We start from the raw sequence: 23,151 nt of genomic DNA on the forward strand, positions 1-23,151 counted from the left end.
AAAATGGGAGTGCTTTTTTATATGATAAATTGCAAGAATAAGTGCAACAGTTAGTATTGAAAAGACTGAATGGCCTCTTTCAACTCATCTTGTAAAAAGTCTCTCTGATCAAGTTGAATATAGACTTCTAACAGACAGGATTTAAGGTTGGAAAATTTATAAAAATCTTCCCTTTCTTCTATTGGAAAGTCAAGCGTTTTTATCCAAGAAGCTACTTGTTCTTGCTCGATTTTCCCTTGCAAAATAGGTTCATAGAGCACTCTAGCTAAACGCCAATCCTCATCATCGGTAAAACGAATTGAAATTCTTTTAAAGATTTGTCCAAGTATGTTCAATCCTTCGTGAACTTTGTTATTAGGAAGGTCTGGATGACAAACTACTTCTGTCAAAAGATCAGCTCCATGCGCAAAAGCGTGAACCCAACCATACTGGCTAGAAAAACCTGTTGTATCCTTTTCTTTTAAAAGATAGTGCAAGCCCTGATTTAAAATTACATTGCGGATTTCAGCTTTTAATCCCTGATAAAAAATCGATTGTTGGTTGGCATCTGCAGACAAGAGATTGGCATAAATCAGTGCTCTAAAAGAACGATCAAGTGTCGATAGTCCAATCTTGTCAATCTCTTTTTCTACTCCTTCATCGGATATAATCGTCTCAGAAATGAAATGAAACTGTTCTTGTGTGAAGAGTTCTTCTTGAATCCCTCTAGCCAAGCTTGTAAAAACAAGATTATCGCGAATTTCTGGTGAAGGGTCTCCTAAATGTTCCAACAACCACTGGATTTCTTCTAGACGATAGCTTGGTTTTTCTTCTGTCACTTTACTTTGTAATTCTTGATACATCACTAGCACCTCTGCATTATTACTAGCTTATTTTAGAGTTAGCTGTAGAGGAGTTTATTCTCCCAATTCTGCACTGTAAGCAATAATCTGATCAACCGTATCAGACAAGAACTGAATGGTATCGCGAAGTGGTTTGTCAGTCGAGATATCTGCTCCGATAATCATAGCTGACTCCAGTGGTGTCTTGCTACCACCTGATTTGAGAAGGTCCAGCCAATCTTTGGCTCCGTTTTCGGAGTTCTTCAAATGCAAGTATCCCGCTGTTGAGATAACTAAGCCAGCTGAGTAGGTGTAGCTGTAAAGCCCCATGTAGTAGTGGCTTTGGCGCATCCAGGTCAACGCTGCGTCATCATCGATTTCAACGGCATCTCCCCAGAATTCGGTTAGGACTTCCTTCATGATGCTGTTGAGCTTGCTAGCGCCGAAGGTACCACCTTCTTCAATCAGGGTGTAGACCTTGCGTTGGAAAGCCGCTTCCAACAAGTGGGTGATGAAGTTGTGGAAGTATGTATCTGTCAAACGGTGAGCCAAGGCAAAGCGTTTTTGACGAGGGTCGTCAAACTGGTGTTCCAAATAGTCGCTGAGGAGGAGCTCGTTAAAGGTAGAAGGAGCTTCCACATAGTAGGTCGACATGTGGGCGTTGAAGTAGCTTTGGTTGTTGTCTGAGAAGATGAATTGACCAGAGTGTCCGATCTCGTGGATCAGGGTGTAGACATCGCTCATGCGTCCTGTCCAGCTCATGAGGACATAAGGGTGGACACGGTATGGGTCAGCGGCATAACCACCGGAATCCTTGCCTTCATTGGCCGCAAAGTCGACCCAGCGTTCGGTTTGGTAGCGAGCAATTTCACGGGAATATTCTTCTCCAAGGGGTGCCACAGATTTCATGACCAAGTCATAGGCATCATCAATAGTAACATCTGGGTTGAGCGCACTGTCCAAATCCAACTTCCAATCGGCAAAGGTCATTTTCTCAAGACCATTGACCTTGGCTACGTGTTTGAGGAATTTTTGAGCGACTGGAGCGAAATCCTTCATGATCAGGTCAATCTGACGGTCAAACATAGAACGATCCACTTCCTGCTCAGCCAAGAGATAGTCAAAGACAGAGTCGTAGCCTCGCATATCTGCGATCAGTTTTTCGGACTTAACTTGAGCTAGATAGGTAGCAGCAGCCGTGTTTTGGTGCTTGCGGAGACCTTCTGAGAAGGAACGAAAGGCTTTTTCACGGACTTCCGCATTCTCATGGTTTTGGTAGAAGTTTTCATAGGTGACAAAGCTATTCTTGTAGACTTTTCCATCCACTTCAAAATCAGCCATTTCAAAGTCGCCAGCCCGCATCTTGGTATAGATGTCTTGTGGTCCGTAGAAGACTTCACCCAGGTTGGTCAAAGTTTTTTCCACATCAGCTCCCAAGTAGTGGGCTTTTTTAATTTTAGCCTGACGAATGGCATAAGTGAGGTGAGGGAGTTGCCCGAGGCGTTCGAGGACTTCTTCATCCGCTTCTACCAAAGCATCATCAAAGAAGGAAAGTTCGACGCTCGCCCAAGTTTCGAAATCCATCCCCGCTTGGGCAATTTCCGCAAAAGCTTCATCGCCAAAGTCAGTCGTTTGTGGCATAAAGCTGTAGTTGCCAATGTGACTGAGTTGGATCTGAATTTGTTCAAAGACCGCAAAGGCAGCTTCAAAGTCTTCAAAAGTGTGGAGCTTGCCCTTGTAGTTGCGGACAAATTCATTGATTTCTTCGCGTGTTTTTTCAATGGCGCGCAAGAAGTCTTCCTGATCTTGGTAGAGGGCTGTGAGGTCCCAGAGTTCGTTCTCAGGAAATTCAGAACGTTTTTTTAATTCCATAGTGTTCTCCTTTTGATCAAATAACTATACTCAGTATAGCAGAAAATAGGGGAGAATGATAGGTGAAAGGAGAACTTATCAAAGCTAGCTGGATCCAATAAGAAGCCAAGGATTTTCTAGCTTTTTTACCTTCTTTTGGTATAATAAAGTGGAGAAAGTTTTAGGGAGTATACGATGAAGAAATTCTATAAAGTTAGCTTGGTAGCGATGACCTTGCTAACCTTGGTGGCATGTGGGCCTAAGCGACGTCCTCGGACGCAACCCTCTACAGCTCAAAGTGAAGTAACAGATGGAAAAAATTCCAAAAAAGCATCGTCTGGGCATGAGTACTATCAAACAGTGCTTGAGCGTTACCAGGCCTACTCTAGGGCGATCGAAGCAGGTGATAGTGCAGGTCTAGAGACCAAACTAAAAGAAATAGATCCTCAATCGGATGAGTATGTCTATGCCATATATCTTCAAACTCTGGGTAGTAAACCTAACCTTTCCTATTTTTATACAGATTTGGATAAGGATGGGCGGGACGAACTCTTGATTGGGAATGGCCAAACAGTCTCAGCAATCTACTATCTGAAAGGCCAGCAACCAGAATTGTTGCATACAGCTTTTGTGGCTTCCTCTGGTGGCTCTCGTTCAAGTTTTCAAATTTTTGAGGATGGCTCGGTCATTTATGCTAGCTTTTCGTCTCTTCAACCAGAAGTAGATTTGATCCATTACAAGTTCCAAAAAGGAAAGCTGGAGACTGTCAATAAGATCCAAATTAAAAATGGGGACGGTCAGAAGCCAGAAAAAGCCTTAGGGATTACAGCAAAAGAATTGGATCAAGCAAAATTTGGATGGAAAGAACTAGAGACTGGGAAGAAGGCGATCAGCCAAGCAAGTACCTCAGAGCAGCAAACAAATAGTTACCAAGTCCGTGTAGCAGTTTCAGATCTTCGAATTCGTAAAGAAGCATCGATCAAGGGGGAAGAAGTCGGGATGATCCCGCAAGGTGTTTACACGATAACTGAGACGGTTACAGCTGATGGATATACCTGGGGCAAGCTCCAATCTGGCCAAGGCTGGATCGCGCTTGAGTTTACGACGAGAGTGGAAGGGGGAAATGCATCTACTGTTAAAGGATTGAGTGCGGAAGATCAAGAGGATATCCACTCGGTAGTAGAGAATGGCTATTCTTTAATGTATTCTAGATTGGTCAAACCAACCTTTATATTAGATTTATCAAATGATCATAGCGGTATCTATTCTTATACAGAAGGCATGTTTTTAGATTATTTCAATACTTATACTCCAGGTACCTATCAACTTGCAGATGTCATTAAAAAATTGGAAGCTCAAGAAACATCAGAATCCATTCAATCTATGACTACAGATCAATTAATTCAACTTGCGAAAGAAAGAAAACAAGGATGGATATACTCTTCGAAAGATAAGAAGTTTTTTGAATTCGTTCCAGGTGGACGTGGAGGTGCTGGCCCAGAGGTTGTTATTCCTTCAGCAGATGAGTGGGTCGTTGAGAATGATACAGTTACAGTAACAACTAGAGTTAAGACCTCTTCTCAACCTTTTGAGCGCTATGTGTTGAAGCGGAGCAAGAAAGACTATTCAGGTGGAGAACACAAAACGCGATTCTATGTCGTTAGTAAAGAAAATGTGTGGAATGGAAAATAGACGGTAGCTATATCTAGCTCTAGAATTTTAAAATAAGTGGAAATCAAATATTCCTCGAAAAAGGCTTTTAAAGCCTTTTTCTTTTGGGCTTGAATATGGTAAAATAAAGGTTATACGTGCTTGGATACAAAGATGAGGATATAACATACAGAAAGGCTGTTGAAATCCCGATCTCGTTGAGTTGGGTGGCCTTAGTATCTTGATAGTTGAACACGGGCTAAATCCCTAGTGAAAAAGATAGATTTCCTGGTGTGCGTGGCACACTGCGTCAATCTCCTATTTTCATACGGGATTCTTCACGCCCTTTGTATCCTGATTTTTGTAGGCAAGTCGTATAATTTTATCAATCCAAAGGGGATTACAATGACAAAACAAGTGTTTCAAACGACTTTTGCGGGTCGTGAGTTGATCGTAGAGACTGGTCAGGTTGCTAAGCAAGCCAATGGCTCTGTTGTCGTGCGTTATGGTGAGTCAACTGTCTTGACTGCTGCCGTTATGTCTAAGAAGATGGCAACTGGGGATTTCTTCCCACTTCAAGTCAACTACGAAGAAAAAATGTATGCGGCTGGGAAATTTCCTGGTGGATTTATGAAACGTGAAGGACGTCCTTCAACAGATGCGACCTTGACAGCACGTTTGATTGACCGTCCAATCCGTCCAATGTTTGCGGAAGGTTTCCGTAATGAAGTGCAAGTCATCAACACAGTCCTTTCTTACGATGAAAATGCATCTGCCCCAATGGCAGCGATGTTTGGTTCATCCTTGGCACTTTCTATCTCAGATATTCCATTTGACGGACCAATCGCTGGGGTACAAGTAGGTTATGTTGATGGCCAAATCATCATCAACCCTACTCAAGAGCAAGCAGAGCAATCGCTTCTTGAATTGACAGTAGCTGGTACTAAGCACGCTATCAACATGGTAGAGTCTGGTGCCAAAGAATTGTCAGAAGAAATCATGTTGGAAGCCCTTCTTAAAGGACACGAAGCTGTCAAAGAATTGATTACCTTCCAAGAAGAAATCGTTGCGGCAGTTGGGAAGGAAAAAGCAGAAGTTGAATTGCTTCATGTGGATGCTGAATTGCAAACTGAAATCATTGCAGCCTACAACAGCGACCTTCAAAAAGCTGTTCAAGTTGAAGAAAAATTGGCGCGTGAAGCTGCAACTCAAGCAGTCAAAGACCAAGTCACAGCAGTTTACGAAGAAAAATATGCAGACCACGAAGAATTTGACCGTATCATGCGGGACGTGGCTGAAATCTTGGAACAAATGGAACACGCAGAAGTGCGCCGTTTGATTACAGAAGACAAGGTTCGTCCAGATGGTCGTAAGGTCGATGAAATTCGTCCGTTGGATGCACAAGTGGACTACCTTCCTCGCGTTCACGGTTCAGGTCTCTTTACGCGTGGACAAACGCAAGCCCTTTCTGTTTTGACCTTGGCACCAATGGGTGAAACGCAAATCATCGATGGTTTAGACCCTGAGTACAAGAAACGCTTCATGCACCACTACAACTTCCCACAATATTCTGTAGGGGAAACTGGACGTTACGGTGCACCTGGTCGTCGTGAAATTGGTCACGGTGCTCTCGGTGAGCGTGCTCTTGCTCAAGTATTGCCAAGCTTGGAAGAATTCCCATATGCGATCCGTTTGGTAGCAGAAGTATTGGAATCAAATGGTTCTTCATCTCAAGCGTCTATCTGTGCGGGAACACTTGCCCTTATGGCTGGTGGTGTGCCAATCAAGGCGCCAGTAGCAGGGATTGCCATGGGTCTCATCTCAGATGGAAACAACTACACCGTATTGACAGATATCCAAGGTTTGGAAGACCACTTTGGAGATATGGACTTCAAGGTTGCAGGTACTCGTGACGGGATTACAGCCCTTCAAATGGATATCAAGATCCAAGGGATCACTGCAGAAATCTTGACTGAAGCTCTTGCCCAAGCCAAGAAAGCTCGTTTTGAAATCCTTGATGTCATCGAAGCTACTATTCCAGAAGTTCGTCCAGAATTGGCTCCAACTGCTCCGAAAATTGATACTATCAAGATTGATGTGGACAAGATCAAGATTGTCATCGGTAAGGGTGGAGAAACAATCGACAAGATTATCGCTGAAACAGGCGTTAAGATTGATATCGACGAAGAAGGAAACGTGTCTATCTACTCTAGCGACCAAGCTGCCATTAACCGCGCTAAAGAAATCATTGCTGGTTTGGTTCGTGAAGCAAAAGTGGACGAAGTTTACCATGCCAAAGTTGTGCGTATCGAGAAATTCGGTGCCTTTGTCAACCTCTTTGACAAGACGGATGCCCTCGTTCACATCTCTGAAATGGCTTGGACTCGTACCAACCGTGTCGAAGACTTGGTAGCCATCGGTGATGAAGTCGATGTGAAGATTATCAAGATTGACGAAAAAGGTCGTGTCGATGCTTCTATGAAGGCCCTCTTGCCTCGTCCTCCAAAACCAGAACATGCAGAAGACAAAGGGGATAAGGGTCATCGTCATGGCGATCGTCCTCGTCACCACAACAAAGATTATAAACCTAGAAAAGACTTTACCAAAGATCCAGGTGAAGCAACGAATGAATAAGCATTTAAAAGAAAGGAGCACGGTATGGGATGGTGGCGTGAAACCATTGATATTGTAAAAGAAAATGACCCAGCAGCACGTACCTCGCTGGAGGTCCTCTTGACCTATCCAGGCGTCAAAGCGTTAGCTGCTCACCGTGTTTCTCACTTTTTGTGGAATCATGGCTTTAAGCTTCTAGCTCGGATGCACAGTCAGTTCTGGCGGTTTTGGACCCAGATCGAAATCCATCCAGGTGCGACCATTGCTTCGGGTGTCTTTATCGACCATGGAGCGGGCCTTGTTATTGGGGAAACAGCTATTGTTGAAAAAGGCGTTATGCTCTACCACGGGGTGACGCTCGGTGGAACTGGAAAGGATACAGGGAAGCGCCATCCAACGGTTCGTGAGGGAGCGTTGGTCTCCGCTCATGCTCAGGTCATCGGTCCGATTGAGATTGGGGCCAAGGCCAAAGTCGGAGCAGGGGCGGTCGTTGTCTCGGATGTACCGAGTGATGTGACTGTTGTCGGAGTCCCTGCAAAAATTGTTCGTGTTCACGGTAAGAAGGATGAGCCGATCATTCACCAGGAAGAGGAAAAACGCGAATACTACGTGAATAAGATGGAGCACGCCAAGGAAGCTAGTCACCATTCATCAAGTCTTTAGAAAAGGTTGGAAAAGTTATCGAAGTGAAATATGATAGGAGGAACCAACCTGTCATATTTACCAGATGCTATTTTGAACCAGGTAGTCCTTGAACTGAAAGAAGGCTTGGAGTCAATTTCGCAAGAGTAAAGTCTATCAGTTCTTCTACACAGCTGACTATGTAGATCATCATAACCGAACCTGGGATACCCGCCATGAAGAGCGGACAGCTGATGCCATGATTTTTTTCACTATCACTTTGAATAGCAAAGGAACTAGAAAGGTAACTACAAGAATGGCAGTTTATTTTTACGGCTGTATCACCATGGATGGCTACTTGGCAGACAGCCAGCACAGGATAGACTGGCTGCATCAGCTTGGTTCTGTAGAGGATACAGGCTATGATGACTTTTACAGGCAAATGGATATCACCATCATGGGCAAGCGGACCTTTGAGGAAATCCAAGATTTGCAAGATGTAGAAAGTTTTTATCAAGCTACGGAAAACTATGTCTTTACGCATGATAGGCACCTGCCTGTCAGCAATTACCAGCCAGTAGCTGGGGATGTGGTGGACTTTGTTCGCCAGATTGACAAAGGCAAAAATGTCTTTGTGATAGGTGGTAATTCCTTGGTAGGACCGCTCTTGGATGCGGATCTTTTCGACCACCTCATTATTCAGATAGCGCCCCTTATCCTAGGAAAGGGGGTTCCCCTCTTTACCCAAGAGGAAGGGCAGCGCTTTTACCAACTGGATAGCCTCAGACAATTTGGCCCTTTTGCAGAGCTGGTTTTCAGCCGAAAAAGTCAGAAATAGAGAAGGGAGTGGACCGCATGATTAAAATTTATGACACCATGTCTCGTGATTTGCGAGAATTTGTCCCAATCGAAGAAGGAAAGGTCCGCATGTATGTTTGTGGGCCAACAGTTTACAACTATATCCACGTTGGGAATGCCCGTTCAACGGTAGCCTTTGACACGATTCGTCGCTATTTTGAGTATCGTGGCTACGAGGTTAACTACATTTCCAACTTTACAGATGTGGATGATAAGATTATCAACCGTGCTAAAGAAGAAGGCATTAGTCCTCAGGAAGTGGCAGACAAGTACATTGCGGCTTTTCGTGAAGACGTGACGGCTCTCGGGGTCAAACCTGCAACCCGCCACCCTCGTGTGGTCGAGTTTATGGACGACATCATTCGCTTTGTCGCTGATTTGATCGAAAAAGGCTATGCCTACGAGAGCCAAGGGGATGTTTATTTCCGTGTGGAAAAATCCCACAACTATGCTAAGTTAGCCAACAAAACTCTAGAAGACTTGGAGCTAGGCGCTTCTGGTCGGACAGATGAGGAAACTGCTCGCAAGGAAAATCCAGTCGACTTTGCCCTTTGGAAAGCTGCGAAGCCGGGTGAAGTTTCTTGGGACAGCCCTTGGGGACCTGGTCGTCCTGGCTGGCACATCGAGTGTTCAGTCATGTCAACGGGGATTTTAGGCGATACCATTGATATCCATGGTGGTGGAGCTGACCTTGAGTTTCCACACCATACCAATGAAATTGCCCAGTCTGAAGCCAAAACAGGCAAAACTTTTGCCAACTACTGGATGCACAATGGCTTTGTCAATATCGACAATGTCAAGATGTCCAAGTCCTTAGGTAACTTCATTACTGTGCATGATGCATTGAAGACCATCGACGGCCAAGTCCTTCGCTTCTTCTTTGCGACCCAGCACTACCGCAAGCCCATTAACTTCACAGAAAAAGCGGTACGCGATGCGGAGACCAACCTCAAGTATTTGAAAAATACCTATGAGCAACCGTTCACAGGAGAAGTGGATCCAGCAGACTTGCAAGGCTTTGTGGACAAGTTTATCGCGGCGATGGATGAAGATATCAATGCAGCGAACGGAATTACTGTCGTCTTTGAATTGACCAAATGGATCAATTCAGGTCACTACAACCAAGACGTTAAGGATGCCTTGACCAAGATGCTAGAAGTCTTTGGAGTGGTCTTTGTCGAGGAAGTCTTGGATGCAGATATTGAAGCCTTGATCGCGGAACGTCAAGAAGCGCGGGCTAATAAAGATTTTGCGCGAGCAGATGCGATTCGCGATGAATTGGCTGCGCAAGGAATCAAGCTCTTGGATACAAAAGAAGGTGTAAGGTGGACACGTGATTGATGTCAATCTAATCAATGGAATCGCCCTGGCCTTTGAGGGAGATGCGGTCTATTCCATGTATATTCGTAAGCACCTGATTTTTCAAGGGATGACCAAGCCTAATAAACTTCACCAAGCTGCAACCCGCTACGTCTCTGCCAAGGCCCAGGCTAGTCTGATTGCGATGATGTTGGAAGAAGAGCTTTTGACAGAGAAAGAAGTCGAGATCTATAAGCGCGGTCGCAATACCAATAGCCATACCAAGGCAAAAAATGCAGATGTCGTGACCTATCGCATGTCGACGGGTTTTGAAGCGGTCATGGGTTACCTGCATCTGATGGATGAAATCAACCGCTTAGAGGAATTGGTAGCTTGGTGTATCCAAAAAGTGGAAGAAGGAACAAAATAGTGAAAAATATCAGAGAGTGGTTCCCTCAGGCAGAGGTGACGGAACACCCCAATCCACCAGCTGGTTATGTAGCCATTCCTCTGCAGGCCCAGCAATGGTTGCTACTGAAGGAAGAAGAGCTAACCGAACGAGAGAAACAATTGATTGCCTGGTTGGGCAGTGAGGAAGATTTTGCCCCCAACCCTTGGTACCAATACTTGATTGATGGAAAGGGAGAAGCCCCTCAAGTCATTAAAAAAATGCAACTTGTCTATTGCCACCTCTCGCACTCGACAGCGGAAGGGACGGCTTCCTGGTTAGAGATGATGCAGACGCTTTTGCCCAACTTTCGGGCAGTCTTGCAACTGAGTGGACAGGACTATGTACTCATTCTAGATCAAGAGCAGTCGCTGACTGTGGCTGATATCTTAAAAGATACCGTCTCTGCCATGGAGTATGATTTTAATATTCGCTTATCCATCATGGTCGGGCAGGTATGGACCGAGTCAAAAGCTGGGAAAGTATCCCCGGTCATCCGAGCAGAACGGGCAGCCTTTCGAGCCTGGATCCGAGAAGGGCATCAAGGTGTTTACCGCTTTTCTCAACTCTACCTATGGGGAATTGAGCAGGCAGATTTGGATCTCCATCCTATCAAAGAACGCTTGCATCAGTTGATTGGGAGTCAAGACCAGTTGCAGGATATCATTGTTGCCCTCTGGGACAACGGGGCAGTTGTAACCAAGGCGGCCCAGCAACTTTATCTCCATCGCAATTCCCTTCAATACAAGATTGACAAGTGGGAGGAGTTGACGGGTCTCCAGTTGAAAAATCTGACCGATCTAGCCCTGTGCTATCATTTGGTCTTACAAGATGTGATTTAAACGGAATCAAATCCAGAGTTTTGTGCAACTTGCACAAAACTCTTTTTCTTTTTTGTGAGATCTGCCATAGCATTGTAAAGCGTTTTCATTTACAATAGAACTATAAAAATCAAAGGAGTACCATCATGGTAGAATTAAATCTTAAAAATATTTACAAAAAATATCCCAACAGCGAACACTATTCAGTTGAAGACTTTAACTTGGACATCAAAGACAAAGAGTTTATCGTTTTCGTAGGTCCTTCAGGATGTGGTAAATCAACAACTCTTCGTATGATCGCTGGTCTTGAAGATATCACAGAAGGTGAATGTTCCATCGATGGTACTGTTGTAAATAACGTAGCACCTAAAGACCGTGACATCGCCATGGTATTCCAAAACTACGCTCTTTACCCACACATGACTGTGTACGATAACATGGCATTTGGTTTGAAATTGCGTAAATACAGCAAGGAAGATATCGACAAACGTGTACAAGAAGCAGCTGAAATCCTTGGCTTGAAAGAATTCTTGGATCGTAAACCAGCTGACCTTTCTGGTGGTCAACGTCAACGTGTGGCTATGGGACGTGCCATTGTCCGTGATGCAAAAGTGTTCTTGATGGACGAACCTTTGTCAAACTTGGATGCGAAACTTCGTGTATCCATGCGTGCTGAAATCGCGAAAATCCACCGCCGTATCGGAGCTACAACCATCTACGTAACTCACGACCAAACAGAAGCGATGACACTTGCTGACCGTATCGTTATCATGTCTGCGACTAAAAACCCAGCTGGTACTGGTACAATTGGACGTGTGGAACAAATTGGTTCTCCGCAAGAAGTGTACAAGAACCCTGTTAACAAATTCGTAGCTGGATTCATCGGAAGCCCTGCCATGAACTTCATTAACGTCAAGTTGGAAGGTGGCTACATCGTTACTAACGGCTTGAATTTGAAAGTTCCAGAAGGTGCTTTGAAAGTCTTGAAAGAAAAAGGCTATGATGGTAAAGAATTGATCTTTGGTATCCGTCCAGAAGACGTGAATACAGAAGCTGCTTTCCTTGAAACTTTCCCAGAATCAGTCGTGAAAGCAACCATCTCTGTATCTGAGTTGCTTGGTTCTGAATCACACTTGTACTGCCAAGTTGGTGACAACGAATTCATCGCGAAAGTGGATGCGCGTGACTATCTTGGAACTGGTGAAACCATCGAACTTGGATTTGACTTGAACAAAGCTCACTTCTTCGACAAAGAAACTGAAAAGACAGTATACTAATCAGTACTGACACTATAGAGACTGAGACAATGTGTCTCGGTCTCTTTCATTTTAAGGAGACAAAACATGGAAAAAGACTGGTGGAAGGGGAAGGTCGCTTATCAGATCTACCCAAAAAGCTTTAAGGATAGCAATGGAGATGGTGTTGGAGACTTGAAAGGCATCACAGAGAAACTCGATTACCTTCAAGACTTAGGGATTGATATTCTCTGGCTATCTCCTGTTTACAAGAGTCCGTTTATTGACCAGGGTTATGATATTTCTGACTATTATGCCATTGATCCTCTCTTTGGGACCATGGAAGATATGGAAGAGCTGATCGCGGAAGGAAAGAAGCGAGGCATTTCCATCATTATGGACTTGGTGGTCAACCATTGCTCCAGTCATCACGAATGGTTCCAAAAGGCTCTAGCGGATCCAGATGGCCCTTATGCAGACTACTTTTACTTCATCGAAAGCGACAAGGAACCCAACAACTGGGAAAGTTACTTTGGAGGCAGTGTCTGGGAACCGGTTCCTGGCACCAACAAATACTATCTCCATTCTTTCCACAAGGATCAGCCAGACCTCAATTGGCAAAATCCTGTCTTGCGCGAAGAAATTTATAAGATGATCAACTGGTGGTTGGACAAGGGAATCGCGGGATTCCGGATTGACGCTATTATCAATATCAAAAAGGATTTAGAATGGCGTTCGCTTCCGTCCGATCGTGACAATGGCCTGGTCCCAGTGCCGGAATCGCTGGTCAATGCCCAACCGATTGAACCTTTCTTGCAAGAATTAAAAGAGCGTACTTTTGCCAAGTACAATGCCTTCACGGTAGGGGAAGTGTTCAATGAAACCGATGAAGAACTGCATTTCTTCATTGGAAAAGATGGCGTCTTCTCTTCCATCTTTGACTTCAAACAAACCATGCTGGGGCAAGAAGGAAAAGGCTGGTTTGACCATAGTCTTCCAACAGCAGATGAACTCAAGGAAAGTATTTTTCAAGCGCATGAGCGCGCGGATAGCATTGGGGTGCTCTCGACCATTATCGAGAATCACGACGAGCCTCGTGGGGTGTCCCACTATATTGCAGAAGGTCCAGTAAACGATACCAGTAAAAAAGCCCTGGGAACCATTCAGGTTTTGCGCAAGGGAATTCCGTTTATCTATCAAGGTCAAGAAATTGGAATGGAGAACCAAGTCTTTGAATCAGTGGAGGACTTTGATGATATCGCGACCATCAATGGCTACCATGTGGCTAAAGAAGCTGGTTTGAGTGAGGAAGAAGCCTTAGCAGTGATTGCCAACTATAGCCGAGACAATGCGCGGACACCGATGCAGTGGTCAGCGGAGCCAGGTTTGGGATTTAGTGATGGGCCAGCCTGGTTGATCAGTCCCAAACCAAATGTTGCCATCAATGTGGAAGACCAGGAAAAGGATCCAAATTCCATCTTGAATTATTACCGCCAGTTGACGGCCTTGTATCGCCATCCCCTCTATGGAAATACCATCCGGTTTGGAGATATGATCCCAGCTTATCGAGACCGTGAGAACATCATCGCCTTTGAACGCCGTGGGGACAAGCGTCTCTTGGTGATCAGCAATTTCCAAAATCGCCAGGCCACCTTGGAGTTGCCAACTCCGATTAAAACGGTCGTTTTAAATAATACTGCAGGACTATTCCAAGAAGGAGACCAAGTATTAGAATTGACCCCTTACCAAACGGTTGTGTTGGAATTGGTGGAATAAGGAGAAACTTTGTATCAGTGTTAGAATTTAATGTAGAATAGTATTTTCACTAAATATTCTGGAGAACATTATAAAAGTTTTCTATACTTTAGAATCAGTCAAGTATAAACTGAAACTTTCCGCCGTGAGAAAAGTGCTTGAAACATTTTTGTTTCAAGCACTCGGGAGTTTTGGAACATTAGGTCCAAAACTAAGTCATGGAACTTCGAAGAAGTTCGCTGACGTCCGTACTCACCTAAGGAAAGTTTTGAAAGATATTTTATCTCCAAAAAGAACCTTCGCGTCTGCGAAGGTTCTTTTCATGTCATCCAAGTCTACACCTGGAACTTATTCAACTTCTTTCTTTTTCAAGAGGAGGAAGCCTCCGCTTACGGCTAGCAAGAAGCCTGAAAGAACGAAGTGTGCAGTAGTATCTTCTCCAGTTTGTGGCAATTGCGCCTTGGCTGGATTTTCTTGGAATCTTTGTCCCACTTGGTAGGTCAAGGCTTGCATGCTTTCTCCAGTTTCAGCTGCGGCTTCTTTTTGTGGAAGGAGAACTTTAGGAGTGTCCTTCTTAGCCAATACTGGCTGTGGAGTGGTTGTTTGGTTATGAATTGGAACCACCACCCGATCTGGTTCTTTGGCTGGTACGTAATCCATCAAGCTTGCCAACTTGCTGCCAAAGATCGCGTTGGTTACCCAGCGGAAGAAGTGGACTGGGTGTTGGCGATTGGTTGGATTTCCGGCATAGACAAAGAGTGGTTGGCCAAGAAGTTCTCCAGAGATGGCCATGACCTTATTGGCTAGGACTTCATTTTTTGGCCACCAGCCTGCAATGTAGTAGTCACTTGAAGCGATACTCATCAAGGTCTTAAAGTTGCTTGGAACCTTTTCAATCCAGTTTCCTGAGTTGGAGTAGAAGAGAGCGTTCTTCTTGTAGCCACTGGTCAGTGGGTCTTGGTCATCGATGATGGCTTTCATCAAGCCCTCGTAGTCACTGCCACCTTTAAGTTTTTCAGCGTCAAAACCTGAAAGAACTCCCAATTTTTCCAGTTTCTGCATGGCTTCCCCGCCGATGACGAGAGTTGGTTTCTTGCCGAAGATGGAGGCATCAAAGCGATTATTTTCAAGCACAATGACATCTGCTTCGTCAGGAGTATCGACGATTTGGAAACCTAATTTTTCAAGGACCAAACTAGTATGAGCAGGCGCATCTACGCCGGTCCAATCGTAGTGATAGTTTGGAGAATAGATCTTCAATGGTTTCAAGGTTGGACCGTTTGGAACCTTGTAGAGGGCTTCGCCGTAGATGGCATAGTTTGGTAGGAGCGATGCAAAAGTATCGCGGTCAACGATGTAGCCATCATCTGTTAGGTAGACAGATTTACCTTGGGAAATCGCCTTGTTTACGGCTTGAACGGCACTGGCTGAGGTATTGGCAATGACGTAGTAAGGCGCTTTAGGATCGATCTCAGAGGTTCTAGTCGCGCGAGTGGTGGTGACTTCTCCAAGTTTTCCAGCAAAGAGACCGTCTTTGAACACAGGTTCTGCCTTGAAGCCTTTCATATCAGGGAAGTTAACGAGAAGTTCCGCATACATGGCTGCCCAGGCGGATTCGTTAGACCCTTTATAGAGGATATGGTTGGCATAGCCCCGTTTAGCTTGAGCCATGTCAATGACTAGGTCTCCTTTTTTGTAGGTACCTGTATCTTCTTTGAGTTCTTTGACGAGGACACCATTGCGTTTGAAGTAGTCAATCATATTGAAGGCTTCTTGGGCGTCATTGTCCTTGTCGAGGCCCATTGGGATAACATAGTAGTCAGGGAAGAATTTCGGACGACCATTCTTCACACGACCGACAACTTCACCAGTTGGTCCAACTAGTTCGTTCTCTGCTTTTGGATCTTCAATCTTGTTGAGACCACGTAGGTAGAAGTTGAGGCGCATCTCAAGAAGCTTGTCGGGATCTTGGCTGAGGAAGTCAATTCCGCCGAGGACAGCATTACGACCAGCATAATAGGATTCTTGGTTGGATTCTGGAATTTCGATGGTATGGCCCAAGATGCCGTGGTAAACGGCATAGACACCTGTATAACCAGAGAAGGAATCATCCCAGCCATCTCCCCAATCCAGTTTTGGAATGATGTAGCTGTCGTATTTGGAATTGGCAACCCCTGCGCGCCCCATATGACGGGCATTTTCCAGCATGAGATTGGACATGAGGTCGTATTCAAAGTTCGGATCATGTGGAGGTGTTGCAGGCTCGATCAAGAATTCTTTGACAAATCCATGGATATCATAGAGAGCGATCGGATTCCATTTGTTGATCATTTGGATGACGGTGCGCACTTCTGGGTTGGTTTGGTAACTAGCATCCCGGTTTGGATCTAGTCCGTTGGCCAAGGCACGCAGGTTGAGAGCGTCCCCGTCAGGGTTTTCCGTGAAGTCAAACAAGAAGATAAATTTGTTTAAAAGAGTTGGGATGTCCAGAGTCACATTCTTGACGTTACCAGCTTCGTCTGTCGTTTTAAAAGTGACTTGATTTTCTGTAGCGAAGGTACGGAAGAGACCGGTGATGATGTCAATCCCAGGTTGTTCATCCGCATGCGTATTATGAACCAGGACAGGTAGTTTGTAATCCAAGGTCTTGTCCTTCAGAGCTGCCAACATCTCGCTTGGTTTGGTGAGGGCTTTTGGATTGGTAGATGAGAGGTAGTGGTCAATACTTGCTTGGTCCTTACTTATAATTCCCATCTTCATATCCCGTCCCTGGGCGCTCTTACCAAGAGTTTCAAGCTGAACTAGACGGTCCGTTTTGGCTTCTGCCTTTGTCTGCTCAATGGAAGCTAGCATTTCCTCGTGGGTATGGAAATCTTTATATGGACGGAAGGTTAGATTCTTGCGAATAGTCAGCCCAAGATCTGAACTAGTTCCGACTAAAGTATGCTCGCCAATATAGTTCCGATAGGTCCGACGGATATTATTAGGGCTCCGAAGGCTTAAATCTTCGCCAAAGAGTTCCTTGACCGTAAAGGTCAGATCCAAATCGTTTCCGTTTTTGTTCTCTTCAACTGTGATGAAGGGATCTTTGGACAGAGTTCCTGTCTCCATGTCCCAAGTTTTCCACTCTTCCAGTGGTTTGTCGTCCAAAGTCCAGCTAATCTTGCCAGCAGCCTGAGCTTGATCCTTAACGGTATCCGTCAGCGTTCCTTTTTCAGACATGTAAACAGGACTGTCACTAAGGCTGATAGCTGGCTCTGCGTTTGCTGCTCGCTCTGTTCCTGTGTTTTCTGGCTTAGCACTAGGGCTAGTAGTGTCTGAAGCGGTAGGAGAGGCTTCAACTGGGCTAGAAGGATTAGTTGGAGCAGTCTCTGCAGGACTTGCAGTCGCTTCTGTTGCAGGAGCCGGACTGTTAGCCTCTGTGCTGGTTGCCGGGCTAGCGTTTGTTCCCTGTGGCTTGAGGACGTTTTCGACAGGTGCGGCAGGACTAGCTGTCTCAACAGTGTCCGCAGCAACTTGGCCTTGTGCGAGGAAGGCTAAAAGGACAGCGGTAGAGAGACTGAGTGCGTTTGTGTACAAACGCTTCTTATAAGAAGAATGCATAAAGAGACCTCCTTTGTTCTTTGCATGTATGCACCTCTATCATAACACTTTATGACAGCGCTTTCAATATATATGGAAGTTTTTCTCTTGAAATTCGTTACAGATTGATGGCAAAGAAAAGAGCTGGGAAAATCTTCCCAGTCTCTAAAGAAGGGTTTATGCTTGAAGTTCCTTCTGGTAGGTTTGATAGAATTCCACCTTAATGGAGATGAAGGTTTCAAGATCACGGAGGAGTTGCAGAAGGGTCGCTCGGGTTTCAAATTCTTGACGTGATCGAGGAAGAGGTCGCTCACGAAAGACTGCTAGATAGCGGTTGATTTCGTCAAGTAGGAATTGGGCTGGATTTTCTTGACTGAGCTGGCTGGCTGTTTTAGCAAAGAGTTGGGCCAAAATAAGACTCTCGCTCGCAGCTAATTGGCAGTTGTTTACATTATTGGCCATGTCCCGCAGGATATTATTTTGGCGCTTGCGCATCTCAAAATAGTGGATATGGTAGTTGGTCTGATGGAAGAGGTGGTTGGAATGGTCTAAATAGACTAGATCGAGAGCTTCTTTTAAGATGGTATCTAGCTCACGAATCAAGCTAGCATCGTTGCTCCCGTCTCCTTTTCCTAGAAACTCTGCAAAACGATAGAGAATCTTTTTGAGTTGCTCTTCGACAATTTCATGATAGCGATCAATTTCTTCCTGTCGAGAAGGCATATAGAGATTGGCTAGGAGGGCAAAGCTGGTTCCGATTAGAAAAATAGCCACTTCATTTCCCAATAAAGAAAGGGAAGTGGATTTTTCTAGCAGGAGATGGGTAACCAGGACAGAGCTGGGCGTGATACCAATTTCCCAGCCTTGTAGGAAAGCAAGGGGGACATAGGTGGCCAGATAAAAACCAAGGGCCCAGAGATTGAAGCCGAGAATCTGAAAGGCTAAGCTTCCAAGGAGGAGAGCAAGAAGCATGGACATGAAGCGATTATAGGCTAGTTTGGCGGTGCTTCGACGGGTATCGCTAATGCTGAGAATGGCAATAATCCCCGCAGAGGTGGCGTAGGACAGACCCAAAAACTCTGCAAGCAAGATGGCCAAACAGGTGGCGAGAATCATCTTGATGGTTCGGTGAATAAGTGGCATAATGCTGATTCTTTCCTTTTTCTAAACTAGTTTCATTATACCACAAGCAAAGTGCCCTACTTCAAATGTTTCACCAGATATGGCAATTGTGTTATACTAGTTTCATGGAAAAAAACGATATTGTTTATGGCGTTCATGCCGTTACAGAAGCACTAGTCGCAAATACAGGAAATAAATTGTATATCCAGGATGATTTGCGTGGAAAAAATGTAGAAAAAATCAAGGATCTGGCAGCGGAAAAAAAGGTCTCCATTTCTTGGACCCCTAAGAAGACCTTGCAAGAAATGACAGAAGGAGCTGTCCACCAAGGTTTTGTCTTGCGGGTTTCGGAATTTGCCTATACGGACTTGACTGAGATCTTGACCCAGGTAGCTAATCAAGACAATCCCTTGCTCTTGATTTTGGATGGCTTGACCGATCCGCATAACTTGGGATCCATCCTGCGAACAGCCGATGCTACTCAGGTAGCGGGAGTCATCATTCCCAAGCACCGTGCTGTTGGAGTGACCCCTGTTGTTGCCAAGACCTCAACTGGAGCAGTGGAGCATGTTCCCATTGCCCGAGTGACCAACCTTAGCCAAACCTTGGACAAGCTCAAAGAAGCAGGTTTTTGGATCTTTGGAACCGATATGAACGGGACGCCTTCTCACAAATGGAATACCAGTGGGAAGCTCGCCCTCATTATTGGCAACGAAGGCAAGGGCATTTCGGCCAATATTAAAAAGCAAGTGGATGAAATGATTACTATTCCCATGCAAGGACATGTGCAAAGTTTGAATGCCAGTGTCGCAGCAGCGATCCTTATGTATGAGGTCTTTCGCAATAAATTATAATAGAAGAAATCAGAGGAAGGAGGCAATCCATGAAAGAAAAGATTTTGTTAGTGGACGGCTACAACATGATTGCCTTCTGGCAGGAGACCCGTCAGCTCTTTAAGAAGAGTGAGCTCGATGCTGCACGAACGATCCTCCTAGAGAAGCTAAGTCACTATGCTAGCTTTGAAGGCATTCGCGTGATTTGTGTCTTTGATGCCCAATACATGCCAGGGATTCGCCAGACCTATGAAGAATTTCAGGTCCAAGTGGTCTTCACAGCAGAGGAGGAGACCGCCGATGACTACATTGAACGCTTGGCAGCAGAGCTCAATACCCCCCTCCACCAAGTATCAGTCGCGACCAGTGACTTGAATGAGCAATGGACGGTCTTTACTCAAGGAGCACTTCGTGTTTCGGCACGGGAGTTAGAGAAGAGAGTTTCCGTTGTCAAAGCCGACTTGAACCAGGCGCGAGGAGCCGTTAACGATCAAAAACCACCGATACGGCCTTTTGACCAAGAGGGCCTACGTCAACTACAAAAAGAGATGGGAGCAAGTAAATGACCTTTAAAATTTTAACAGATTCAACTGCAGATTTAGATGAAACATGGGCAAAGGAGCATGATGTAGAGATCGTCGGTTTGTCGATCCAAATTGATGGGACTCATTATGAGACAGTAGGCCCAGACAAACTGACCAGCCCCCAATTATTAGCAGAGATGCAAAAAGGTGCTAAACCAACGACCAGTCAGGTCAATGTTGGGCAATTCCAAGAGATTTTCAAAGGCTACGCTCAACGCAAGGAAAATCTCCTCTATATCGCCTTTTCTTCAGTTTTGTCAGGGACCTACCAGAGTGCGGTCATGGCAAGAGACTTGGTCCTTGAAGACTACCCAGAAGCTGTCATCGAAATCATCGATCCAAAAGCTGCAGGGATTGGAGAAGGCTACTTGTCTATGCTAGCAGTTGAGGCGCGTGATGCCGGTAAGAGTTTGAATCAGGTTAAGGAAGAACTGATGGAAGTGGCTCCTAAGTTGCGGACCTATTTCTTGGTGGATGATCTCTACCATCTTATGCGCGGGGGACGCCTTTCTAAGAGTTCAGCTATCGTCGGAAGTTTGGTCAATATCAAGCCCCTTCTTTGGATTGATGAAGAAGGCAAGTTAGCCCCTATAGCCAAAATTCGTGGACGTAAAAAAGCCATGAGGGAAATGCTCTCACTTATCCAGGAAGATATCGGCCACAGTACAGCTTTGGTTTCTTACACGGATGATCTAGCAGGAGCAGAAGAACTCAAGGCACAATTGTTGGAGAATCCAGCTATCTCCCAAGTCTTGATTATGCCACTAGGTCCCGTCATTGCTGCCCACGTTGGTCCTAATTCTCTCATCGGCTTTGTCATAGGAAAAGAAAATCGCAAATAATTTTTCAAATCGGTTGACTTTTATTTGAAAAATTTGATACAATAGTAGGCGGTATTGTTTACCCCATTTGTAAGGCCCCGGAACCTTTCAAATAACTCGCGGACCGGAACATCCGCCCTGTAAACAAAAACGATATTCATAATAGGAGAAATCATGAACAAAACTACATTCATGGCTAAACCAGGCCAAGTAGAACGCAAATGGTACGTTGTTGACGCAACTGATGTACCTCTTGGACGCCTTTCAGCAGTTGTTGCTAGCGTGCTCCGCGGAAAAAACAAACCAACATTCACACCACACACTGATACAGGTGACTTCGTAATCGTTATCAATGCTGAAAAAGTTAAATTGACTGGTAAAAAAGCAACTGATAAGATCTACTACACTCACTCAAACCACCCAGGTGGATTGAAATCAATCTCTGCTGGTGAACTTCGTTCTAAAAATGCAGTTCGTTTAATCGAGAAATCAGTTAAAGGTATGCTTCCACACAATACTCTTGGCCGCGCTCAAGGTATGAAATTGAAAGTATTCGTTGGAGCTGAGCACACTCACGCTGCACAACAACCAGAAGTTCTTGATATTTCAGGACTTATCTAAGGAAAGGAACAATAAAGTATGTCACAAGCACAATATGCAGGTACTGGACGTCGTAAAAACGCTGTTGCACGCGTTCGCCTTGTTCCAGGAACTGGTAAAATCACTGTTAACAAAAAAGATGTTGAAGAGTACATCCCACACGCTGACCTTCGTTTGGTCATCAACCAACCATTCGCAGTTACTTCAACTGTAGGTTCATACGACGTTTTCGTTAACGTTGTAGGTGGTGGATACGCTGGTCAATCAGGAGCTATCCGTCACGGTATCGCTCGTGCCCTTCTTCAAGTAGACCCAGACTTCCGCGATTCATTGAAACGCGCAGGACTTCTTACACGTGACTCACGTAAAGTTGAACGTAAGAAACCAGGTCTTAAGAAAGCTCGTAAAGCATCACAATTCTCAAAACGTTAATCAATACGATTATATCAACGTTTACAGACATTCAAGAATTATTTCTTGGATGTCTTTTTTGTTTCAAAAAATCAAAGTTCACCCCAAAATTCACCCCATATTCACCCCATCAATTTTTTAAACTACGAAAAGCAATATCACCTACAGTCTGATTGACTTTATCTTTGATATTAACGTAAGTTTTTGTAATCTCTTTATCACTATGAGTAAGAGCTTCTGAGAAGGCTTCAAGAGAAACACCTGCTTGTTTAGCAAGAGTAGCACCAGTATGTCTTAGTTTGTGTGGTGATGCTGGTGCTAATTCGGGATGTCTTCGTCTGACTGATTTCATCTTGATAAAACTTAAAATTTTTCTAATTATAACGAAGCATAGTCAAAAAGCTATGACCTCTATATTCACAAAAAAATCCAGACCAATACTAGTCCAGATTTCTTGTCTATTAAACATTCTTTTCAAAGAATGGAAGAACGGCTGTAACGGCTTTGTCAACGCAATTATTTAACTGTGAGAATCCGACGCACATAAATTTTAAATGGCGTCTCAGTCACATTTAAATTTATGAGACGCTTAGACGTTAGGCTTTCAATTTGTCAAATTTTGCTTTGACATTTGCCTTGAATTCTTCAAGTTTATCCTTGCGTTCGGCTTTACGTTCAGCCTTCATTTGTGCACGTGCCTGGTTGTAGAGGTCTTCTTGGACTTGCAGAGCTGCTTCGATTTCGGCTACGACGGTTGCTACATCCCAACGCATGATTTGGGTGTCGTACTTGGTGAAGTAAGCATCGATGACTGCTTCGTTGTCTTCTTGCACCAAGGCAACAACGGCTGTTTCACCGTTAGTCAATTTCTGAGAAACAACGTCAATCAGGCCAGTTTCTGCCGTATCAATGCCATCACCAGCAGCCAAACCATAGAGGCTACCCATACCATAACCAAACAAGACGCCGATAGGACCACCCAAAAGCCCGATAACTGCACCGAGCAAGCCACCTTCTAGGGTTGCATCCGTCGTTGAATCTTCAAAGTCATAGCGTTCTTTTTCAACGATGTGACCGTTTTCATTTTTGACCAAGGCGATTTGAGCAACCTTGGTCGTCTGAGTTTGGCGGAAAGCCTTCAAATCCGCAAAGGACTGATAAGCTTCGCTTTCAGTGTTAAAGATTGAAACTACTAGGTTTTCCATAGTTAGTACCTCTTTTCTAAA

General features: G+C 44.7%; 20 protein-coding genes. 14 read left to right on the forward strand and 6 right to left on the reverse strand.

All coding sequences use genetic code 11. The features are described from left to right. Positions 1 to 50: 50 nt before the first annotated feature. Both ADF75_RS09900 and pepF read right to left on the reverse strand, forming a co-directional pair. Positions 51 to 842, reverse strand: a complete 792-nt coding sequence (locus ADF75_RS09900; RefSeq protein ID WP_048790002.1) for a DUF2785 domain-containing protein — start codon at positions 840 to 842, stop codon at positions 51 to 53. Positions 843 to 896: 54 nt separating this feature from the next. Continuing rightward, positions 897 to 2,693: an oligoendopeptidase F gene (pepF, locus tag ADF75_RS09905; RefSeq protein ID WP_048790003.1), complete on the reverse strand. Its 1,797-nt coding sequence runs from the start codon at positions 2,691 to 2,693 to the stop codon at positions 897 to 899. A 174-nt stretch (positions 2,694 to 2,867) separates the two neighbouring features. Here pepF and ADF75_RS09910 point away from each other — a divergent pair, with 174 nt between their 5' ends. The 9 genes from ADF75_RS09910 (at position 2,868) to ADF75_RS09950 (ending at position 13,993) form a co-directional block, all read left to right on the forward strand. Continuing rightward, entirely contained in the window at positions 2,868 to 4,364 is a 1,497-nt protein-coding gene (locus ADF75_RS09910) for a hypothetical protein (RefSeq protein WP_048790004.1), read from the forward strand. 363 nt (positions 4,365 to 4,727) lie between these two features. Continuing rightward, positions 4,728 to 6,956: a polyribonucleotide nucleotidyltransferase gene (gene pnp, locus ADF75_RS09915; RefSeq protein WP_048790005.1), complete on the forward strand. Its 2,229-nt coding sequence runs from the start codon at positions 4,728 to 4,730 to the stop codon at positions 6,954 to 6,956. A gap of 24 nt (positions 6,957 to 6,980) precedes the next feature. Further along, the gene (gene cysE, locus ADF75_RS09920; protein WP_048790006.1) at positions 6,981 to 7,598 is read left to right on the forward strand and encodes a serine O-acetyltransferase; all 618 of its coding nucleotides are present in this window, start codon (positions 6,981 to 6,983) and stop codon (positions 7,596 to 7,598) included. Positions 7,599 to 7,872: 274 nt separating this feature from the next. Further along, positions 7,873 to 8,394, forward strand: coding sequence for a dihydrofolate reductase family protein (locus ADF75_RS09925; RefSeq protein ID WP_000301981.1), 522 nt, complete (start codon positions 7,873 to 7,875; stop codon positions 8,392 to 8,394). 17 nt (positions 8,395 to 8,411) lie between these two features. Then, the gene (gene cysS / locus ADF75_RS09930) at positions 8,412 to 9,755 is read left to right on the forward strand and encodes a cysteine--tRNA ligase (RefSeq protein WP_048790007.1); all 1,344 of its coding nucleotides are present in this window, start codon (positions 8,412 to 8,414) and stop codon (positions 9,753 to 9,755) included. After that, on the forward strand, positions 9,748 to 10,143 hold the full coding sequence (locus tag ADF75_RS09935) for a Mini-ribonuclease 3 (protein ID WP_048790008.1): 396 nt from the start codon (positions 9,748 to 9,750) through the stop codon (positions 10,141 to 10,143). Before cysS ends, ADF75_RS09935 begins: the two co-directional genes overlap by 8 nt. Then, on the forward strand, positions 10,143 to 11,003 hold the full coding sequence (locus tag ADF75_RS09940; protein ID WP_048790009.1) for a helix-turn-helix domain-containing protein: 861 nt from the start codon (positions 10,143 to 10,145) through the stop codon (positions 11,001 to 11,003). The genes ADF75_RS09935 and ADF75_RS09940 overlap by 1 nt, the downstream gene beginning before the upstream one ends. Before the next feature lie 125 nt (positions 11,004 to 11,128). After that, on the forward strand, positions 11,129 to 12,259 hold the full coding sequence (locus tag ADF75_RS09945) for an ABC transporter ATP-binding protein (protein WP_048790010.1): 1,131 nt from the start codon (positions 11,129 to 11,131) through the stop codon (positions 12,257 to 12,259). A gap of 66 nt (positions 12,260 to 12,325) precedes the next feature. After that, the gene (locus tag ADF75_RS09950; RefSeq protein WP_048790011.1) at positions 12,326 to 13,993 is read left to right on the forward strand and encodes an alpha-glucosidase; all 1,668 of its coding nucleotides are present in this window, start codon (positions 12,326 to 12,328) and stop codon (positions 13,991 to 13,993) included. Positions 13,994 to 14,320: 327 nt separating this feature from the next. On the opposite strand, the gene ADF75_RS09955 is transcribed toward ADF75_RS09950, so the two are convergent. Then, entirely contained in the window at positions 14,321 to 17,575 is a 3,255-nt protein-coding gene (locus ADF75_RS09955; RefSeq protein ID WP_048790012.1) for an LPXTG-anchored zinc carboxypeptidase, read from the reverse strand. A gap of 156 nt (positions 17,576 to 17,731) precedes the next feature. Beyond that, entirely contained in the window at positions 17,732 to 18,697 is a 966-nt protein-coding gene (locus ADF75_RS09960) for an aromatic acid exporter family protein (RefSeq protein WP_048790013.1), read from the reverse strand. Between the two features lie 104 nt (positions 18,698 to 18,801). Here ADF75_RS09960 and rlmB point away from each other — a divergent pair, with 104 nt between their 5' ends. From rlmB to rpsI, 5 genes are all read left to right on the forward strand, one after another. Further along, positions 18,802 to 19,530: a 23S rRNA (guanosine(2251)-2'-O)-methyltransferase RlmB gene (rlmB, locus tag ADF75_RS09965; RefSeq protein WP_048688495.1), complete on the forward strand. Its 729-nt coding sequence runs from the start codon at positions 18,802 to 18,804 to the stop codon at positions 19,528 to 19,530. A 29-nt stretch (positions 19,531 to 19,559) separates the two neighbouring features. Further along, positions 19,560 to 20,075, forward strand: coding sequence for an NYN domain-containing protein (locus ADF75_RS09970; RefSeq protein WP_048790014.1), 516 nt, complete (start codon positions 19,560 to 19,562; stop codon positions 20,073 to 20,075). Then, a complete protein-coding gene (locus tag ADF75_RS09975; protein WP_048790015.1) occupies positions 20,072 to 20,935 on the forward strand; it encodes a DegV family protein in 864 nt (287 codons plus the stop codon). The genes ADF75_RS09970 and ADF75_RS09975 overlap by 4 nt, the downstream gene beginning before the upstream one ends. A 153-nt stretch (positions 20,936 to 21,088) precedes the next feature. Then, positions 21,089 to 21,535, forward strand: a complete 447-nt coding sequence (gene rplM / locus ADF75_RS09980) for a 50S ribosomal protein L13 (protein WP_002876943.1) — start codon at positions 21,089 to 21,091, stop codon at positions 21,533 to 21,535. A gap of 18 nt (positions 21,536 to 21,553) precedes the next feature. Beyond that, complete coding sequence (gene rpsI / locus ADF75_RS09985; RefSeq protein WP_000075973.1) at positions 21,554 to 21,946, forward strand: 30S ribosomal protein S9; 393 nt, start codon at positions 21,554 to 21,556, stop codon at positions 21,944 to 21,946. Between the two features lie 109 nt (positions 21,947 to 22,055). Here the strand turns inward: rpsI and ADF75_RS09990 are convergent, their stop codons facing one another. Further along, positions 22,056 to 22,277 carry a tyrosine-type recombinase/integrase gene (locus ADF75_RS09990; protein ID WP_002893762.1) on the reverse strand — a complete coding sequence of 74 codons (222 nt, stop codon included), beginning with the start codon at positions 22,275 to 22,277 and terminating at the stop codon, positions 22,056 to 22,058. Between the two features lie 244 nt (positions 22,278 to 22,521). After that, on the reverse strand, positions 22,522 to 23,130 hold the full coding sequence (locus tag ADF75_RS09995) for a DUF1269 domain-containing protein (RefSeq protein WP_048789611.1): 609 nt from the start codon (positions 23,128 to 23,130) through the stop codon (positions 22,522 to 22,524). Positions 23,131 to 23,151 lie beyond the last annotated feature (21 nt).

It is taken from the genome of Streptococcus sp. 1171_SSPC (assembly GCF_001069335.1).
Lineage (GTDB): Bacteria > Bacillota > Bacilli > Lactobacillales > Streptococcaceae > Streptococcus > Streptococcus xiaochunlingii.